Below are 16,854 nucleotides of genomic sequence, written 5' to 3'. Positions count from 1 at the left end.
AACGAACGCAAGCGCCCTGCCCGTTCAGGCGCCGGCCTTCGACACTGCGTAACGGTTAAAGCGAGGAAAGAGACGCAGCAAAACCGACCTTAAAACCGGACATCTCTAAATAGCTGGAAGGTGGACATCTGAATCCGGGTATGACATGTGTTGTGGCGGCTAGATTGAAATGTCCGCTTTCGGGCCGCGTAAGCTGTTCGACCTCCGCTCACCATCCAGCCGGTAAACGCAACCGCACACGGCCGCCTGTCCAATTCCCGCAAGTATCCAGAAGCCATTACTGGCCGTTTTATTGACCTTGCTGCAAACGTGTACAGTGGACGTGACCCGGAACACCGCGGCGATCGTCCGACATCGCGCCCCGGGTTTCCCCGCATACGCAAAGAAGATTCGCCATGTCCAATGCTTCCTTGCCGATCGAGCCGACCCAGCTCCGTCGATACCGCTATTTCGAGTCGGTCGATATCGACGACACGCGGGAACGGATCGCCGCGGTGCTGCAGCCGCATCGACTCATCCCGGGCAGCTCGCGCGGCGGCTATTCCGCGTACATGGACTACGTGCGGATCGACAGTGTCGGGTTCGGCACGATCGGTTACGACGTCGCGATGGGCGTCGATGCCGGCGAAATCGAGGATTACTATCTCGCGATCCTGAGCCTCGGCGGCTATGCGGACGTGAGCGTCGGCGGCCGGCGCATGATCGTCGGGCCGGCGCAGGGTGTCATCGTGAGCCCGGCCAGCCATTTCGGTGCCACGTTCTCTCGCGACTGCGAGCAGTTCTTCGTGCGCGTCGACAAGCACGCGATCCTGTCTCACACCGGCTACGACCATCTGCAGATCGAGCCGGTGCTCGACCTTTCCCGCTCCGAACTCTTGCCGTGGCTGATGCAGTTGCGCGTCATGACATCGTCGCCGGAGACCGTCGCGCTCGCGCAGCGCGACCGCCGCATCGCGCTCGAATTCGAGCGGCTCGTGATCTCGCTCCTGCTCGCCGGCCAGCCGCATCACTGCCAGGCGCGATCCGGCGGAACGGCGCTCGTGCCGCGCACGGTCAAGCGCGCGGAAGCCTATATCGCCGAGCACGCGTGCGAGCCGATCACGCTGGCCGATATCGCGCTGGCGGCCGGCGTGCCCGTGCGCACGCTGCTCGACGGGTTTCAACGCTTTTCGCGCGGCAGCCCGATGCAGTTGGTCCGCGAACGTCGTCTCGAACACGCACGCGACCGATTGCGGCAAGGCCGCGACACCGATCGCGTGGCCGACGTGGCGCTCTGTTGCGGCTTCGCGAATCTGGGCCGATTCGCCGCCCTGTACCGCGAAACGTTCGGAGAATCGCCGTCGGATACGTTGCGGCGCGCGCGCCAGTCCGCCGCCTGAGCGGAAATTCTGCGCGCGCCGGACAGGCGCTGCGATCGCCGGATATTCTCGGCACATTCGCCCGCATACAGTGGACTCCTCTGAATTCAACGGAGCCGCTGGATGTCCCTGCTCAGAATCCGCGTCGAGCGCATCGATGCACTGACGCCCGCAATCCGCCGATTGCATCTCGTCGCCGCCGATGGCGGCCCGCTACCCGGGTTTGCCGCCGGCGCGCACATCGGCGTGCACGTGCCGCTCTCCCCTCGTTCGCGACGGCGCGCGTATTCGCTCGTGAACGCCGGCGGCAGCGCCGATTCGATTGACCGTTACGAAATCGCGGTGCTGCGCGAAGCAGCCGGAAGCGGCGGTTCGCAGCGGATGCACGCCTGTGCGCCCGGCGACGAATTCGACATCGATCCGCCCCGGAACGATTTTCCGCTCGTCGCGGACGCACGCCGGCACTTGCTCGTGGCCGGCGGCATCGGCATTACGCCGATTCTCGCAATGGCGCGCGAACTGACGAGCAGCGGGCGGCGGTTCACGCTGCACTACGCCGCGCGCGACGCGATGTCGATGGCCTATCGCGACGAGGTCGCCGCGCTACCGGGTGCGACATGCTGGTTCGACGACGGCGAACCGTCGCGCGGCCTGCCGCTGGCCGACGCGATCGGCGCGCCCGAGAACGGTACGCATCTGTACGTGTGCGGCCCCGCCGGGCTCATCGAGGCGACGCTCGCGGCCGCGCGGCATCTCGGCTGGCGCGACGACACGCTGCATTGCGAACGCTTTGCCGCGCCGGTCGCGACGGTGGAAGACGCCACGGTCGAAGTGCGTCTCGCCGGTACGGGGCACGTGCTGAACGTGCCACCCGGCACGTCGATTCTCGACGCGATGATCGAAGCCGGCCTCGATCCGCTCTACGACTGTCGGCGCGGCGATTGCGGCGTGTGCGCGGTGCGCTTGCTCGACGGCGCCCCCGATCACCGCGACATCTGCCTGAGCGACGACGACCACGCGAGCGGCGCGTTCTGTCCATGCGTGTCGCGCGCGCATGGCGCGCATCTCGTGCTGGATCTTTGACCCTCCCCTTCGAGGTACCCCCATGAGCGTTACCAACGAGACACTGGCCGGGCTGGTGCGGCCCGACAGCGTGCACAAGCGCCTCTATACCGATCCAGCGATCTTCGCGCTGGAAATGGAGCGGATCTACGGCCGCGCGTGGATCTACGTCGGCCACGAGAGCCAGGTCAAGACGGCCGGCGACTATCACACGACGCGTATCGGCGACCAGGACGTCGTGATGGTGCGCGCATCCGACGGCACGATCCACGTGATCTACAACCGGTGTCCGCACAAGGGGGCGAAAGTCGTACCCGACGGCGACGGCTCGGTCGGGAAGTTCTTCCGGTGTCCATATCATGCATGGACGTTCAGGCACGACGGCACGCACCTGTCGGCGCCGCTGCGCAACGGCCTGCAGAACACCTGCTTCGACCCGAAGCATCCGGATTTCTCGATGCGCCGCGTCGCGCGCGTGGACAGCTATCGCGGCTTCGTATTCGCCAGCCAGAGCAACGATGGCCCGGATCTGCGGGCCTTCCTGAACGGCGTCGTGTCATCGATCGACAACCTGTGCGACCGCTCCCCGGTCGGCGAGGTCGAAGTCACGGGGGGGGTGTTCCGCGTCCTGCAGCGCTCGAACTGGAAAGTGTTCTACGAGAACCTGCATGACACGATGCATGCGCCGGTCACCCACGAATCGTCGGTGGTATCGGCCCGCGCGCAGGCCGCGGAGATGGGCGCGATGCCGTTCGAGCTGCTCATCATGGACGGGAACGGCGAGCCGTACGAATTCTGGGAAAAACTGGAATTGCGCGCGTACGCATACGGCCACGGCTACATGGAAGGTATTTTCGACCCGGCGGCTGCCGAACGCGATTCGGTGTCGAGCACGCATTTCGCGGTGCTCGCGGAGGTTTACGGCGAAGAACGCGCACGCCGGATTCTCGGCATGAACCGCCACAATACCGTGATCTACGGCAGCGGGTCCCCGCATACGGTGTTTCAGCAGTTCCGCGTGATTCGTCCGATTGCGGTGGACCGGACGCTGGTCGAAATCCAGCTGTTTCGCCTGAAAGGCGCGCCCGATGCCGTGTTCGACCGCGCGTTGACCTACGCGAACGTGATCAATTCGCCGTCGTCGAACGTGATGCCCGACGACGTCGAAGTCTACGCGCGCTGCCAGGAAGGCAACCAGACCCGCGGCGGCGAGTGGGTGAGCATGCATCGCTACGCGGGCACGGATCGCGCGACGGACGACGGCTTCGTGTCGATCAACGGCACCAGCGAATTGCCGATGCGCAACCAGTTCGCCGCGTGGAAACGCTTCATGGTCGACGAGGCCGCCCCGACGGCGCGCACGCGCGAAGGAGACGCCTGATGCTGCACGATCCGGCTTTCGATCTGTCGACCGTCGCGGTCGACGCCCCTGCCCTCGCCTTCGACGCCGCGCTGCACGCGCAGGCGGCACAGTTCCTGTTTCGCGAGGCGCGGCTGCTCGACACGCGCGCATTCGACGCTTGGCTCGACACGTGGACGCCCGACGGGATGTACTGGCTGCCACACGAGCCGGGCCAAGCCAATCCGCGCGACCATATCTCGCTCTTCTGGGAGGATGCGACGCTGCGCGAAGTGCGCGCGGCCCGCGTGACGAACCGGCGCAACTGGTCGCAGCAGCCGTCGACGCGCACCGCGCGCGTCGTCGGCAACGTGATCGTCGACGGCCGCGATGCGGCCGGCCGGCTGGTGGTCCACTCGACACAGATCGTCAACGAATGGCGGATCGGGCAGCGCACGCTCGCCGGGCTCGTCACGCACAAGCTCGATACGAGCGGCCCGGACTGGAAGATCTATCTGAAGCGCGTCGATCTCATCAACTCGACCGATGCGCTCGCGAACCTGGAGGTATTCGTGTGAACGCCGCATCGCTGCCGATACCGCTTGCGCGCACCGCCGTGATCGCGCTGCATTACCAGAACGACGTGCTCGATCCGCGCGGCAAGATTCGCGTCGGCTTCGACGCGGATCAACCCGACCGCGCGGCGGTGCTCGACGCGGCCCGCGCGCTGATCACCGGCGCACGCGGGCTCGGCTTGCCGATCGCGCATGTCCGCATTGCCTTCCGCGAGGATTACGCGGACTTGCCGCGCAATGCGCCGATTTTCGTGCGCACGGCCGAGCTCGGTGCGTTGCGCGACGGCAGCTGGGGCGCGCAGTTTTACCCGACGCTCGAACCCGATCCGGCGCGCGCGCTCGACCATGTCATCCATCATCAATGTACGAGCGGCTTCATCGGTACGCCGCTGGAACGGATCCTCGCCGCGCACGACGTGCGTCACCTGATCGTCGCAGGCGTCGCCACGCATTCGACCGTTGAAATGACTGTCCGCCATGCCGCCGATCTCGGCTATCGCGTGACCGTCGCGGCTGATGCCTGCGCGTGCGCGGATCGTCGACAGCACGATGCATCGATAGAGTCGATGCGCTTGATCGCGGGCATTTCCAGTGTAGCCGAGTTGTTCGGCCGCGCGCCGCAAACGGAGGGCGCATGAACATTTCGCCTTCTCCCGAATCGTCCTCGCAGACGAGTCCGGCCAGCCCGCGCGCGCGTCTCGCGGGCAAGGTCGCGATCGTCACCGGCGCGACGCAGGGGCTCGGCGCCGACATTGCGCGCGCCCTCGCGAACGAAGGCGTTGGCGTGTTGATCGTCGGGCTCGATGTCGATGCGGGACACGCGCTGGCCGCTTCGATCGGCGCATCGGCGCACTTTGCACGCACCGACGTCACCGACGACGCACAACTCGACAGCGCGATCGCGACCGCCCTTACCGTCTTCGGCGGCCTCGACATCGTCGTGAACAATGCGTGCAGCTACGACGACGCAGGCCTCGCGTCGACGCGCGAACAATGGTCGCGCCTGCTCGACGTCAATCTCGTGTCGGCGGCGATCCTGGCGCAGAAAGCCGCGCCGCATCTGCGGCGACGCGGCGTGATCGTCAACCTCGGCAGCGTGGGCGGCAAGTTCGGCGCGGCCGGGCGCGCGCTGTATCCGGCGTCGAAGGCAGCGTTGCTGCAGCTGACGCGCAACCTCGCCGTGGATCTGGCGCCGCGCGACCTGCGGGCAATCAGCGTATCGCCGGCCTGGACGTGGTCGCCATCGCTGGAACGGCTCGCGGGCGGGTCGGTCGATGTCGCGGACCGCGTCGGCCGGCCGCTGCACGTCCTGGGCCGCGTCGGTCGCGGTGACGAGATCGGGCGCATCGTCGCGTTTCTCTGCTCGGACGATGCATCGTGGCTCACCGGCATCGACGTACCCGTCGACGGCGGTTTTTCTATCCTGGGGCCGGATCAGGGCCGCTCGCCGCGCGAATGGTTCGAGCGGCACGCAGCGCAGTAGCGAACCGTTCGGCTCGCATTCCTCCCCCTACTCCATCGGGACTTCATCCATGACGAAGCACATCAGAATAGTTCGGGGCGACACGGCGTTCGACGCCTATCTCGCACTGCCGGAAGCGGGCCGTGGCCCGGTCATCGTATTGCTGCAAGAAATATTCGGCGTGAACGCCGAGATCCGAGAAGTGGCGGATCTTTATGCGGCCGAGGGCTATGTCGTCATTGCACCGGACCTGTTCCACCCGTTCGGCTCGAACATCGAACTCGGTTACGGCGAAGCCGACCATGCCAAAGCATTCGACTATTACACGCGCCTCGATGTGGCCGGCGCCGTCGACGATATCCGCGCGACCGTTGCCCATGCGCGCACGTTGCCTGAATCGACCGGCCGGGTCGGCGTGCTCGGCTTCTGTCTCGGCGGCAAGCTCGCCTGGCTCGCCGCGGCCCAGGGCGACGTCGATTGTGCGATCGGCTATTACGGCGTCGGCATCGAGCAGTCGCTCGAACTGGCCGAGCGCATCGCGTGCCCGCTCGCGCTGCATTTCGGCGCCGACGATCCGCTCAATCCGCCCGAAACCGTGACGGCGATACGCGCGGCGCTGGACGGCAAGCCGAACGCGAAGCTTTACGTCTACGAGGGCGCCGGCCACGCATTCAGCCGTAACGGCCCGACCTTCGTCAAGGCGGCGGCGATGTCCGCGCATACGCGCAGCCTCGCGGTGTTTCGCAAGGTGCTCGGCCCCGACTACGACCTGGGTGCACTCGCCGATCACCACTTCCATCTGGAGTTCGCCGCGCGCGATCCCGAGGAGACGATGCGGACGATGGTGCCCGAGCCGTACGTGAATCACGTGCCGACCATGACGGGCGGCACCGGGTACACGGAACTGAAGCGCTTCTACACGCACCATTTCGTCCACAACAATCCGGCTGACATGGCGATGGCGCCGATCTCGCGCGTGATCGGCGTCGATCGCATGGTGGACGAATTCATCCTGACGTTTACGCACGACCGGGAGATCGACTGGTTGCTGCCCGGCGTCGCGCCGACCGGCAAGCGTGTGGAGATTCCGATGGTTGTCGTCGTCGCATTCCGCGGGCCCAAGCTCTACAACGAACACATCTACTGGGACCAGGCGAGCGTGCTCGTCCAGCTCGGGTTGCTCGATCCACACGGGTTACCGGTCGCCGGCGTCGATGTCGCACGCAAGCTGCGCGACGAGACGTTGCCGTCGAATACGCTGATGGCACGCTGGCGCGAGAGCGAACCGGCCCGATCCGGGTATGACATTGTTATCGGAAAGAAGCACCGCGTCTGAACATCCATGGGCAGGCCCTCGCCAACGCCGAACAAGACCTGACCTGCCCTGGAATTTTCAGCCCGATCGAAGCTCGAGAAAATGGCTCCCGTATATCGCCAAGGAAGGCGGTGCACCTGGAAAACGGATTCGATCATGGCTTCCGTACAACCCGGTGCCCTATGGGAAGCATGCTCACAGGAGCCTTCACGTAAAGCGCAGCAACGCTCCAATGCACGAAGCGTTGTTGTAATTTGTCAGTAATGCGATTGTAATTCGTGCGTCACTCGCTATCGGCAAGCTTGCGGGCTTCTTTGTGAGGGAGGCTCAAGCATGTCGAATACCAAGAATCCAATGATCAACCCACTGGCCGAGGCCATGCCCCCGCAGCCTGAGCGCCGCCGCTGCCTGCCGGCAAAAGCGCATGGCTACGCTGGCCGCTCGACCGCACGCCGAACTGCGCAAGTGCGGCGCTTGCCATGCCAATGATCAAACGTCCCGATCCTTCAACGTGACGTCGCTAGCTGCCTTATCGTGAGCAGTGCTCTGCGCAACCTCTCCGAATGGTCAGCATATGGCGCGAGTTGTGCCGAGGGGCGTCGCTGATGGGTCGCACACGATCGAATGGCGTTCGTTGCCCGGCCCTCTTGCGGACAGGCTCCGCATGTGGGAATGCAATGCCCTCCGCCGACAAATCCCGCTATCGCTTGCCTGACGGGCAACATGCCCGCTTAGGTGAGTTGGTTGTTCCGTTGCTCCCTGGACCCGAGTTACGGACGCACTTCCCGAAATGCCTGCTTTTGAGGATCCCACGCAAATGCGGCCCCCACGCACGCGCCGTTTTCGACCGTTACCCCCGCCACGCTCAACTCCGGCGCAGGTCCGTCCTTTTTCACCTTCACCGTATCGATGCCCCAATCGCACAACGCACCATGAGCGGGGGTCAGCGCCTGGACGAGATCGCCGGTTTTCTTGTCCCGCACCTCGATCACGCGATCGAGCGTGGCGATCGATGGAATGACGAAATACCAGCGATCCGTGGATGCCGCCTGAAGTATCGGAACCGGCTCGGCGCCGTATGCGCTGTAGGCGACGAGGTTCAAATGGATGGGCAGTTTCTGTCCGGTGCGGTAACTGACCCAGGTGCCATCGTACGACTTGGGCGGATTGATATCGCTCGGCAGTGCGAGCCGGGCGGCCGGCAGCCCGTCGGCGTCGAGCTCATCGATGTGGGTGTCCCCCGACGTATGGGAGATCGTGGGCTTGAGCCGGATGGGGGTGCGGTGCCGGTCGTAGAAATAGATCCCCGTGGTCACGGTATTGACGAGGGACAGGTACAACGTAACGGGTTGCTTTCCAATGGTCCCTTGAAACAGGGAAGCGGCTTGGGCGGCCGGTGCGCCGAGTCCCGACAAGGTCAGGCCCGACAATGCCACGACGGCTTTAAGGTGCTTGATCATCGGTTCATTGGCCCCTGGGTGCTGCCGGTAAATGTCAGTGTCCCGGGCGACGTGAACCGGTAGTGGTTCCAGGTCGCGAGACGGTTGCGATAGTCGATGTCGGACTCCTGCCGGACGTCGATCCGGCCGTGGGGCAGGAACCAGGGCGTTCCATCCTCTTCCAGCTTGTCGAGCGGCGTGAAGTCGCGAAACTGGCCGTTCAGAAACAGGAAGTAGCTCCGGCTGCCCGTGGAGCGATTGCCGCTGCCGTCGATAGCGAGCCGGGAGGCACGGAAGTCCGTATGCCCGTCTCCGTTGTAATCGTCGAACTCCAGCGTGTCGGTGTAGTTGAAGCCCAGCTGCAGGTGATCCAGTGTCTGAATCTTGCTGCCACTGGCGCGATCGTAGACATCGATTCGATCCACCAGGCCGCCAAATTCGCCACGAGCCTTGTGCGCGTGTACGCGGAACAGATACGGACCACTTTTCCCGACCTGCAGCAGATCGCCATCGTAGGCCACGGCGGCATAGCCGCTCCCGAACATGGCCGTCTGCTTGAACTGGAACGCGGTGCGGACCCGGCTTCTCAGATCCACCCAGTCTCCGGCCAGCTTATGATCCGTCCAGCGGAAAGAACGCAGCATCAACATCGCGAACGGCTGACCCTTCGCATCAGTTACGTCAATCGACAGATCGGGAGCCGCCTCCGGACTATCCGCCAGCGGCGTTTCCTCCAGGGGCAACAGCAGGCCGCCGTTCTGTTCGAATACGTAGCCGCTCAGGCTGGGGCCGTGATTGTCGAGACGCAGGATCAGTTGTACAGCCTGACCGCCAATGATGCCTTCCTGTACCTGGGTGTCTGTCGCCTGAGCGAATGCGGTGGAGGCCAACCACGGCGCAATGGAAAGCGTCAGTCCGGCAGCCCATTCGGTAATTTTTGTCATTGATACGAGGGACATTCAGAAATCATTCTGGGTTGAAGACGTCGTCAAGGTGGCCTGACTCAAACAAATCGGTCTCCCGGAAGCGAGACGCGATTCACACACCGCGCAGGATGCAGCGATTTTTACACAGGGCGTCGTTATTCGATCGATTCATGGCAGCAGTCCGGGCAAATTCAGCTGGGTAGTGGAACGGACTCACTCGTGGCTCCACAACTTCCGGCGTCTGCGCATTCGGTTCGATCGCCGAGCCGACATTCACGAAGCGTTCTTGAAATGTAGCTGCGCTCTCGTCTGCTGGAACATTTTGAGGCGCACGGCGCAACCTGCTTGATCTAACCTATTACAGCAAAAGCGGCATGTGTCACAGGTGCTTGCACATGCAAACGGCACTAGCTGGACAAAGTTCGGCGAACTCTCTGCTTCCTTTGATCACTGTCGGAACCTCATTCCGGTGAACTGTCGTATATCCCGCACCCTGAAAAAACTCCGTCGCAGAGTTTGTCAGCAGCCACAGCGATGAGACACCCGTCGCTCTCGCTCTCTTCTCCATTTTCTCGACCAGTTCTTGGCCTAGTCCGCGAGAGCGACCGTCACTGGCAACAACGAGCGACCGTAGCAACGCATTGCTCCCAAATCGCTCTAGTCCTACCACTCCCACGAGACCCGGGCCAACCGCTACGAGAAAATCGTCCAGGAGCGGAGCGGTAACGTCAGCGATCGGCAGTTGGTTCTCCTCGAGCAGCTTTCTAATCGAATCGAGGTCGTTTGGTTGCGCTTCACGAATATTCATCTTCATGTCCTTATCGATTCAGGCAACCAAAAGTAACAGCTTGCCGGAAAAGTAAGTGGTTCCCCGCCGGGTTTTGAACTGGCCTCCAAGAAGAGGGGCTGACCTGGGGCTCCACCCGCCTTGAACACGGACATTCTGACACCCCCGAGCCGACCTCGCCTATACCGTACTCGATACTGTAGGCCATGTATTCATGCGAAGAGCGCATGCGGTCGGTCAATCTGTACTTGAAACGCGGGAAGCGCATCAAGCCGACCATTCGCCCGTTGGGCTACCCAGCGAAGCATTCTCTCAAGGCGTGGTGTGACGAATTCGAAAAGAATGGCGATCTGCAGGGCTGCGCACGGCTCAAGCATGCCGGGACCCATCCACATCGTCCGCCAGCGTGCCGAGCGGCACGAAAATGTAGCCCTTCCCGCGCACGGTACGGATGTAGCGATAATCGCCGACCGCCTGCTCGACCAGGTTGCGCAGCCGGAAGATCAGCACGTCGAGCCCGCGTTCGGAGCGCCCGGCCACGCTCAGCCCCAGGAGCGCGAGGATCTCCGCACGCGACAGGACGCGCATCGGCTGCGAGATGAACAGTGCGAGCAGCGCGAATTCGCTGGCACGCAGCCCGAGGTCCTGTCCCGCGCGGGTGGCGCGCCGCGTGATGAAATTCACCTCGATGTCGCCAAATGCGTACGATTCGGGGTTCACCGGCTCGCGCACCGGCGCGGGACGGTTCGGCGCGTAGCGACGCACCGCGCTGCGCACGCGTGCGATCAGTTCCATCGGGTCGAACGGCTCCACCAGATAGTCATCCGCGCCGATTTCGAGCGCAACGACCTTGTCGACCACCTGCGCGTCGCGGCTGATCACGATCACCGGCATGTCGTGACCGGCGCGCCGCAGCGCACCGAGCGCCATGTAGAACGTCGTGGCCGGCCGTTCGACCCGCATCACGATCAGGGTGGGCGGCGTGGCCGTCACGTGCGCCACCAGCCGCGACGCATCGTCGAGCGCCGACGTGGCGATCTGGCAGCCGCGCAGGAGCGCGCGGATCCGGTCACGCATGCGCGGATCGGGCTCTACGACGAGAACGTGGGTGGCCATGGAAAATCGTCCAGCACGACGGCCCGCACGGCGAATCGCGACGTCACGCCGGCCCGCCTTCCGGCCGGAACGGCCGGGTGCGGCCTGCGCGAACCCGCGAGCGCGCGGCGCAAACGACTACACATGCATGCAGCAATCGAGACTCGTCAGGAAATAGCTCAGGCTCTTGCGGATCGACGTCTCGACGTCCCGCACGTCGCGGGCCGCGGGCGACTGGCCGAGCAGCGTCGCGACGATGTCGAGCGCCTCCCACGGATGCCGGTCGTCGTAGTCGGCATGCAGCTTGAGCCAGCGCATCGCGCGATGCCGCACGGCCGGGTCGAACTGCTGTTCATACGGCGATGCGCACAGCAACGCACTCCACTCGCCGGTCACGCCTTCGATCGCGTAGTTGGTCGCGGCGATGCTCGGCGCGAGCGCGTCGGTGCTGCTGCTTTTCCAGCACCAGTGGCTCAGCGCGAATCCGGCCAGCGGCGCATCGCCGTGCAGCAGCATGTCGGTCGTCACGCCCGATTCCGCAGCCCAGTTGGCCCAGTGATCGACGTGGTTCTGCTCGACGCGGATATTGCGGATCAGATAGCGCCGCGCCTTCTCTTCGCCGCGCGACCGATAGGCAGCGGTCTTCACCAGGTTCATCGCCATGTACTCCGGAAACTGGCTGACCACCGCCCAGCCGGTCACGAAGAACGCGCGCAGTTGCGACGCGCGCAGCGTCCCGCCGCTCATCGCCGCGAACACCGGATGTGCACGGACACGCGCCTTCAGCTCGTCGGTCGTGCCGACCACGTCGCGCAGCCAGGCCGGATAGCTCGCCAGGTCCATCAGGTCGCCGGTCAGTTCAAATGGAGCACTCATGCGTTCGTTCCTCGCTTGGTTCAATGGAATCCCCCCTCCTGCCAGGGCGCGGGGCGGCTGAAGTAATAGCCCTGGCAATAGTCGACGCCCAGCGCGCGAAGCATCTCGGCCGTCGCCGCGTCCTCGACGTGCTCGGCGACGGTGCGGTACTGCATCACGTGTGCGATGTCGTTGATGGCGGACGCGATGCCGCGCTTGATGCTGTCGGACGTCATGGTCGCCACGAGGCCGCCGTCGATCTTCAGGTAGTCGATCGGCAACTGGCGCAGATACGAGAACGACGACATGCCGGCGCCGAAGTCGTCGAGCGCGAAGCGGCAGCCGAGGTCGCGCAGCTCGTACATGAAACGCGACGCGACCTCCAGGTTGCGGACCGCGCTCGTCTCCGTGATTTCGAAGCACAGCAGCGCCGGGTCCAGCCCCGACGCCGACAGCTCGGCGATCGCGAACTCCACGAAGCGCTCGTCGGTGATCGACATCGCCGACAGGTTCACGTTGTATTCGACGTACTGGCGTTGTTCGAGCCGCGCGAGCCGCCGGATCACGTTACGCACGACCCAGCGGTCGATCATCGTCATGTGGCCGTAGCGCTCGGCGGCCGGCAGAAAGACCGGCGAGATCAGCTTGCCGTCGGCGTCCGGGATGCGCAGCAGAATCTCCGCGCGCTCCTGCGCGCCGTGCGCCGGCTGGATCGGCACGATGCGTTGCGCATACAGCTGGAACGAATTCGTTTCGAGCGCCGTCTTCACGCGGCGGCTCCACTGCATGTGATACGCCTGGCGTCCCGAGTTCATGTCGCGCGAATCGGCGACATGCACGCGGTTGCGGCCGCGGTCCTTCGCGATGTAACACGCGATGTCGGCCATCTGCATCGCCTTCTCGACGCTCTCGGGCCGACAGGCGAGATCCAGCACGCCGATGCTCACGCTGATCTTGAACGGCTCGCCTTCCCACAGGAACGTGAAATCCTCGAGACACGCCCGGATGCGCTCCGCCTTGCCGTCGTCCGGCACGCCGTTGCGGCCGGCCGGCAGCAGGATGCCGAATTCGTCGCCGCCCAGCCGGCCGAACACGTCGTCGTCATCGAGACAGCGCTCGAACACCTCGGTCGCGTCGCGCAGCAGCGCATCGCCGGCCGCGTGCCCGCACACGTCGTTGACTTCCTTGAATCCGTCCAGGTCGAGAACCATCAACATCCCGCCGCCGCGGTGCGTCAGCGCGTCGCCCAGGCGCTGCTCGAACGCCGTGCGATTGATCAGGCCGGTCAGCGCGTCGTGCGACGCCTGCCAGGTCAGCTTCTCGATCAACTGGTGTTCGCGCGTCATGTCGCGCAGGATCAGCACGTAACCGACGCAGCGGCCCGCGGCGTTGTCCATTCTCGACAGCGACGCGCGCACCGACACCGCCGAGCCGCACACGCGGATCAGGTCGAGATCGCGGGTGAACGTCTGATCGCCGCTGTTGCTGAGCGACGCGAGCAGCTTGATCGACATGCCGGTCGACGTATCGATCAGGTCGAGCACGTCGTTGATCGGCTTGCCGACGCTGAGGCGCGACGGCGCGCCGAGCAGCTGCTCGGCCGCCGGATTGACGGTCTCGATGCTGCGCGTGAGGCCGATCGTGACGATCGCGTCGGCCACCGAGCGCAGCGCCGCTTCCGCGAACGCCTGGCTACGGTCCAGCTCGGTCTGCATCGACGCCTGCTGGCGCTGCGCGCGGCTCGCCCAACGCACCGACAGCAGGAGGATCAGCAGCGAGGCCACGACGTACGACAGGAACAGCTGGATGACGGCCGAGCGGAATTCGGCGCTCAGTTCGTCGGAGAAGCGCTTCGGCAGCGGCTCGATGTGTGAGTTGAAGTCCCAGATCGCGCGGTTCAGGCGACTCGTGCGCCGGACGTCGCCCGCCTGCACGGACTCGCGCAACGCGTTGGCGATCGCGCGCAGGTTGACCAGTTGCCGGTCCGCGTCCTCCCAGTATTGCAACGCTGCGTTCAGGCGCGCGAAGCTGCTCAGGATCGGATAGAACCACACCACCGCCACCGCATCGACAGGATTGATGCCCGCCTCGATCAGCGCCTGGCGCGCCACGCGGTGATCCGGCGGCACGCTGATCATCGCGCGGCGGGCAACGCCGAGAAACGTGAGGGTGCGGTCAACCGCCAGGTAATCGTCGAACAGCTTTTCGTCGCCGGTCTGTCCGTAGCGGGACAGCAGGATGATCTCGTCCTTCTGCGCCTTCGACCAGCTGCTTTCGCCGCCGACGTACACGCGCAGCGACATGATCACGATCAGGCTGACGGCGACGAACCCGGCCAGCGCGACGATCACGACGACGATCGGCAGGATGCCGAGCGCCGGACTCCATGGCCACACGTGAAACGAGCTGCGCTGACTCTGGAGCTTCGAAATGTTTTCCATACCCGATTGACTGCTTTTCTGATTCTTCTCGATGCCGCCGGCCAGCCGCGTCGCGACGCGTCTTGCGTTCGGACCTCTCCCCTTCCATGCGCGCGACGCGCCGGCGCTCATCCATCCGCGGCGGCACGCCGGTGCCGGCCGCGCGGCAGGATGCTCCGGCAACTAGGTCGTCCGGACGCGTCGCGACAACCCGGCGCCGGCCTCGGTACCGGCATCGATCGCGAGAATGCGGCACGTTTCGTCGCGGATGACCCGATGGCAGTCGCAGCCCTGCCCCGCGAGACGGGCGAGATCCGTCAGCACGATGGCGCCGCGATGCTGATGGATCACGCCAAGCTCATGGAGCTGTCGCGCGGTATCGGTGATGGTCTCGCGGCGCACGCCGAGCATCTGGCCCAGCATGCCGTGCGTGACCGGGATTTCGATGCTGCGCGAGCGCTCGTAGGCAATCAGCAGCCAGCGGCTCACTTGATGCCGCATCACGTGATGGCGGCTGCAGAACATGACCTGCGACGCCTGGGCCAGCACCAGCTGCATCCGCACGAAGACCTGCCGCCTGATCGCCGGCGATGCGTCGCACGCGTCGGCGAAACGGCGCGCATACAGCCGATACGCGAATCCGCCGTGATAGACGACGACGCGGCGCTGCGTCGTGCTGCCGATGACGTCGTCGCACACGATGCCTTCGCGGCCGATTTCCGTCACGCCGAGCGTCGTCTTGCTGCCTGTCGTGTATTGGAGGGAAATACCCGCCGTCACCGGAAAATAAACGGCCTCCAGATTCTCGCCGGCATCGCACAGCACCTGGCCGGTCTTGAGATTCGAAAGCATCAAATGAGGCGCCAATTCCGCACGGCTAATTCCGTCGAGCGCAGCCAGGAATTGATTGGCACCAAGCGCATGCGGCAACTCGATGACATTGTCGGCCTGATGTATCACGGTGCACCTCGTACGTTGTATTCCTGCCCCTCGGCCACCGAATCTTCATGCAGCGTTGAAACGAACCAGTTTTCCGGTTTTGCCGTTTTCCTTACGGTCTAATTGGACAAAAAGATATCACGCAGCCCCGTCGCGCGTGCCACTCCGGCTTTGTTACATGAAGTAATTTGACAGTTTCAGGCGTTACTCCGAGATATTTGCATGGTCAATCAATTATCGGCGATTTAAATATTGCCCTTGCAAAGGTGCCTTCCCGGTGAATCATTGAAAATTACGAATAGCGGCCAATTCGACGGAATGCAGTTAATCCTGAAAATAAAAATCATTCCTCCATCGAAATAATGCGGACTGAGTGACATATCCCACACTTCTCCAATGGCGAACGTGGAATATCCATGACGGCGCTTGCCGGGGATGTCGGCGCCGGCCGGCTACCGCGCGCGCTGGCGAGCGGTGATGTCCGCGCGGTCCGCGCCCAGCGACGCCGCACGCAATGCGTCCGCCGGATCCGGAAAATCGCGCTGCAGCAATTGCGCGAGCTGGGCATCGCGCGCATCGGGCGCAAGCTGCTGCGCGACGAGCCGCTCACGTTCGGCCTCATAGTCGCGATAGCGCGCCTGCCACGCATCGTCGTCCTGCCGCTGCCGCACGACGCGCGCGGCGACGTCGGCGCCGAGCTGCGCACGCAGCGCATCGGGTGTCGCGCGACGCGCGTCGAGCCGTGCAACTGTCGCGACCGCCTCGCGCTGCCGCGCGAGCTGCTCGTGCGCGTCGCGCATGTCCGGCGGCAGCGCCTGGTCGAGCGCCGCAAGGCGTTCACGCTTCTGCGCATCGCTCAATGCCGGATCGCGCGCAATCCGGATCCGGTCGAGGTCGTCATGCTGCTGCCGGAACGCGTCGGCGAAGAACGGTGTGCTCCAATCGCCGAGCCAGCGGCTCGCGAGTGCCGCCCGTCGTTCGAGCTCGCCCGCGATCGCATCCGGATCGATACGCGTGCCGGGCTGCACGGTGCCCGGCTGCGCATCGAGCGCGGCGAGACACGCGCGATAGCGCGGCCACAGGTCGAGCGCTTCGCGCTGCGCCGGCGCGCCGATCGGCTGCGCGGCGACCTCCCGCGCGACCAGCGCGTCGAGCGCGGCCGGTGTCAGGTCGTGCTGCGCGAGCAGGAAGTAATCGAAGAAATCCCGCACCGCCCGTCGTTTCGCGAGACGCCCGTCCGGCCCGAGCGGCAGGCGCGGCGCGCGCGAACCCGCCAGCGACG

Annotated in this window: 16 protein-coding genes and 1 pseudogene; 9 read left to right on the top strand and 8 right to left on the bottom strand. The window is 64.6% G+C overall.

Annotated elements, in window-relative coordinates; genetic code table 11:
• Window positions 1-395 precede the first annotated feature (395 nt).
• The 7 genes from andR to DPV74_RS29880 all read left to right on the top strand — a co-directional run bounded on the left by andR (window position 396) and on the right by DPV74_RS29880 (window position 7,132).
• Window positions 396-1,379, top strand: a complete 984-nt coding sequence (andR, locus tag DPV74_RS29910) for an anthranilate 1,2-dioxygenase regulatory protein AndR (protein WP_059694801.1) — start codon at window positions 396-398, stop codon at window positions 1,377-1,379.
• A gap of 102 nt (window positions 1,380-1,481) precedes the next feature.
• Complete coding sequence (locus DPV74_RS29905) at window positions 1,482-2,441, top strand: PDR/VanB family oxidoreductase (protein WP_119338500.1); 960 nt, start codon at window positions 1,482-1,484, stop codon at window positions 2,439-2,441.
• A 22-nt stretch (window positions 2,442-2,463) separates the two neighbouring features.
• Complete coding sequence (locus DPV74_RS29900) at window positions 2,464-3,801, top strand: aromatic ring-hydroxylating dioxygenase subunit alpha (protein ID WP_119338499.1); 1,338 nt, start codon at window positions 2,464-2,466, stop codon at window positions 3,799-3,801.
• Entirely contained in the window at window positions 3,801-4,337 is a 537-nt protein-coding gene (locus DPV74_RS29895; RefSeq protein WP_060319478.1) for an aromatic-ring-hydroxylating dioxygenase subunit beta, read from the top strand. The genes DPV74_RS29900 and DPV74_RS29895 overlap by 1 nt, the downstream gene beginning before the upstream one ends.
• On the top strand, window positions 4,334-4,972 hold the full coding sequence (locus tag DPV74_RS29890; RefSeq protein WP_060207294.1) for a cysteine hydrolase: 639 nt from the start codon (window positions 4,334-4,336) through the stop codon (window positions 4,970-4,972). The genes DPV74_RS29895 and DPV74_RS29890 overlap by 4 nt, the downstream gene beginning before the upstream one ends.
• A complete protein-coding gene (locus DPV74_RS29885; RefSeq protein WP_119338498.1) occupies window positions 4,969-5,817 on the top strand; it encodes an SDR family oxidoreductase in 849 nt (282 codons plus the stop codon). The genes DPV74_RS29890 and DPV74_RS29885 overlap by 4 nt, the downstream gene beginning before the upstream one ends.
• Window positions 5,818-5,866: 49 nt before the next feature.
• Window positions 5,867-7,132 carry a dienelactone hydrolase family protein gene (locus DPV74_RS29880; protein ID WP_119338497.1) on the top strand — a complete coding sequence of 422 codons (1,266 nt, stop codon included), beginning with the start codon at window positions 5,867-5,869 and terminating at the stop codon, window positions 7,130-7,132.
• Window positions 7,133-7,881: 749 nt separating this feature from the next.
• On the opposite strand, the gene DPV74_RS29875 is transcribed toward DPV74_RS29880, so the two are convergent.
• A complete protein-coding gene (locus tag DPV74_RS29875) occupies window positions 7,882-8,571 on the bottom strand; it encodes a hypothetical protein (RefSeq protein WP_119338496.1) in 690 nt (229 codons plus the stop codon).
• The gene (locus DPV74_RS29870; protein WP_162923172.1) at window positions 8,568-9,509 is read right to left on the bottom strand and encodes a hypothetical protein; all 942 of its coding nucleotides are present in this window, start codon (window positions 9,507-9,509) and stop codon (window positions 8,568-8,570) included. The genes DPV74_RS29875 and DPV74_RS29870 overlap by 4 nt, the downstream gene beginning before the upstream one ends.
• A gap of 127 nt (window positions 9,510-9,636) precedes the next feature.
• On the opposite strand from DPV74_RS29870, the pseudogene DPV74_RS29865 reads away from it, so the two are divergent.
• Window positions 9,637-9,825: pseudogene (locus DPV74_RS29865) on the top strand (IS5/IS1182 family transposase); the annotation flags it as partial.
• Window positions 9,826-9,855: 30 nt separating this feature from the next.
• Here DPV74_RS29865 and arsN2 read toward each other — a convergent pair.
• The 5 genes from arsN2 to DPV74_RS29840 all read right to left on the bottom strand — a co-directional run bounded on the left by arsN2 (window position 9,856) and on the right by DPV74_RS29840 (window position 15,485).
• Window positions 9,856-10,290 carry an arsenic resistance N-acetyltransferase ArsN2 gene (gene arsN2, locus DPV74_RS29860; RefSeq protein WP_240440039.1) on the bottom strand — a complete coding sequence of 145 codons (435 nt, stop codon included), beginning with the start codon at window positions 10,288-10,290 and terminating at the stop codon, window positions 9,856-9,858.
• A gap of 342 nt (window positions 10,291-10,632) precedes the next feature.
• Entirely contained in the window at window positions 10,633-11,379 is a 747-nt protein-coding gene (locus DPV74_RS29855) for a winged helix-turn-helix domain-containing protein (RefSeq protein ID WP_060371982.1), read from the bottom strand.
• Window positions 11,380-11,496: 117 nt separating this feature from the next.
• Entirely contained in the window at window positions 11,497-12,234 is a 738-nt protein-coding gene (locus DPV74_RS29850) for a TenA family transcriptional regulator (protein ID WP_119338494.1), read from the bottom strand.
• 20 nt (window positions 12,235-12,254) lie between these two features.
• A complete protein-coding gene (locus DPV74_RS29845; RefSeq protein ID WP_119338493.1) occupies window positions 12,255-14,654 on the bottom strand; it encodes a bifunctional diguanylate cyclase/phosphodiesterase in 2,400 nt (799 codons plus the stop codon).
• Window positions 14,655-14,816: 162 nt separating this feature from the next.
• Window positions 14,817-15,485: a Crp/Fnr family transcriptional regulator gene (locus DPV74_RS29840; RefSeq protein WP_240440038.1), complete on the bottom strand. Its 669-nt coding sequence runs from the start codon at window positions 15,483-15,485 to the stop codon at window positions 14,817-14,819.
• 3 nt (window positions 15,486-15,488) lie between these two features.
• Between DPV74_RS29840 and DPV74_RS29835 the strand changes: the two genes are divergently transcribed.
• Window positions 15,489-15,695: a hypothetical protein gene (locus DPV74_RS29835; protein ID WP_240440037.1), complete on the top strand. Its 207-nt coding sequence runs from the start codon at window positions 15,489-15,491 to the stop codon at window positions 15,693-15,695.
• 329 nt (window positions 15,696-16,024) lie between these two features.
• Here the strand turns inward: DPV74_RS29835 and DPV74_RS29830 are convergent.
• Window positions 16,025-16,854 (bottom strand): lipase secretion chaperone (locus tag DPV74_RS29830; RefSeq protein ID WP_119338492.1); only part of this gene is annotated, 830 nt, incomplete at its 5' end.

Origin of the sequence: Burkholderia sp. HAN2018, from assembly GCF_024704855.1 — a bacterium.
Classification (GTDB): Bacteria; Pseudomonadota; Gammaproteobacteria; order Burkholderiales; family Burkholderiaceae; genus Burkholderia; species Burkholderia cepacia.
The sequence above is the reverse complement of the archived record's forward strand: the minus strand, read 5'-3'. Positions and strand labels throughout refer to the sequence as shown.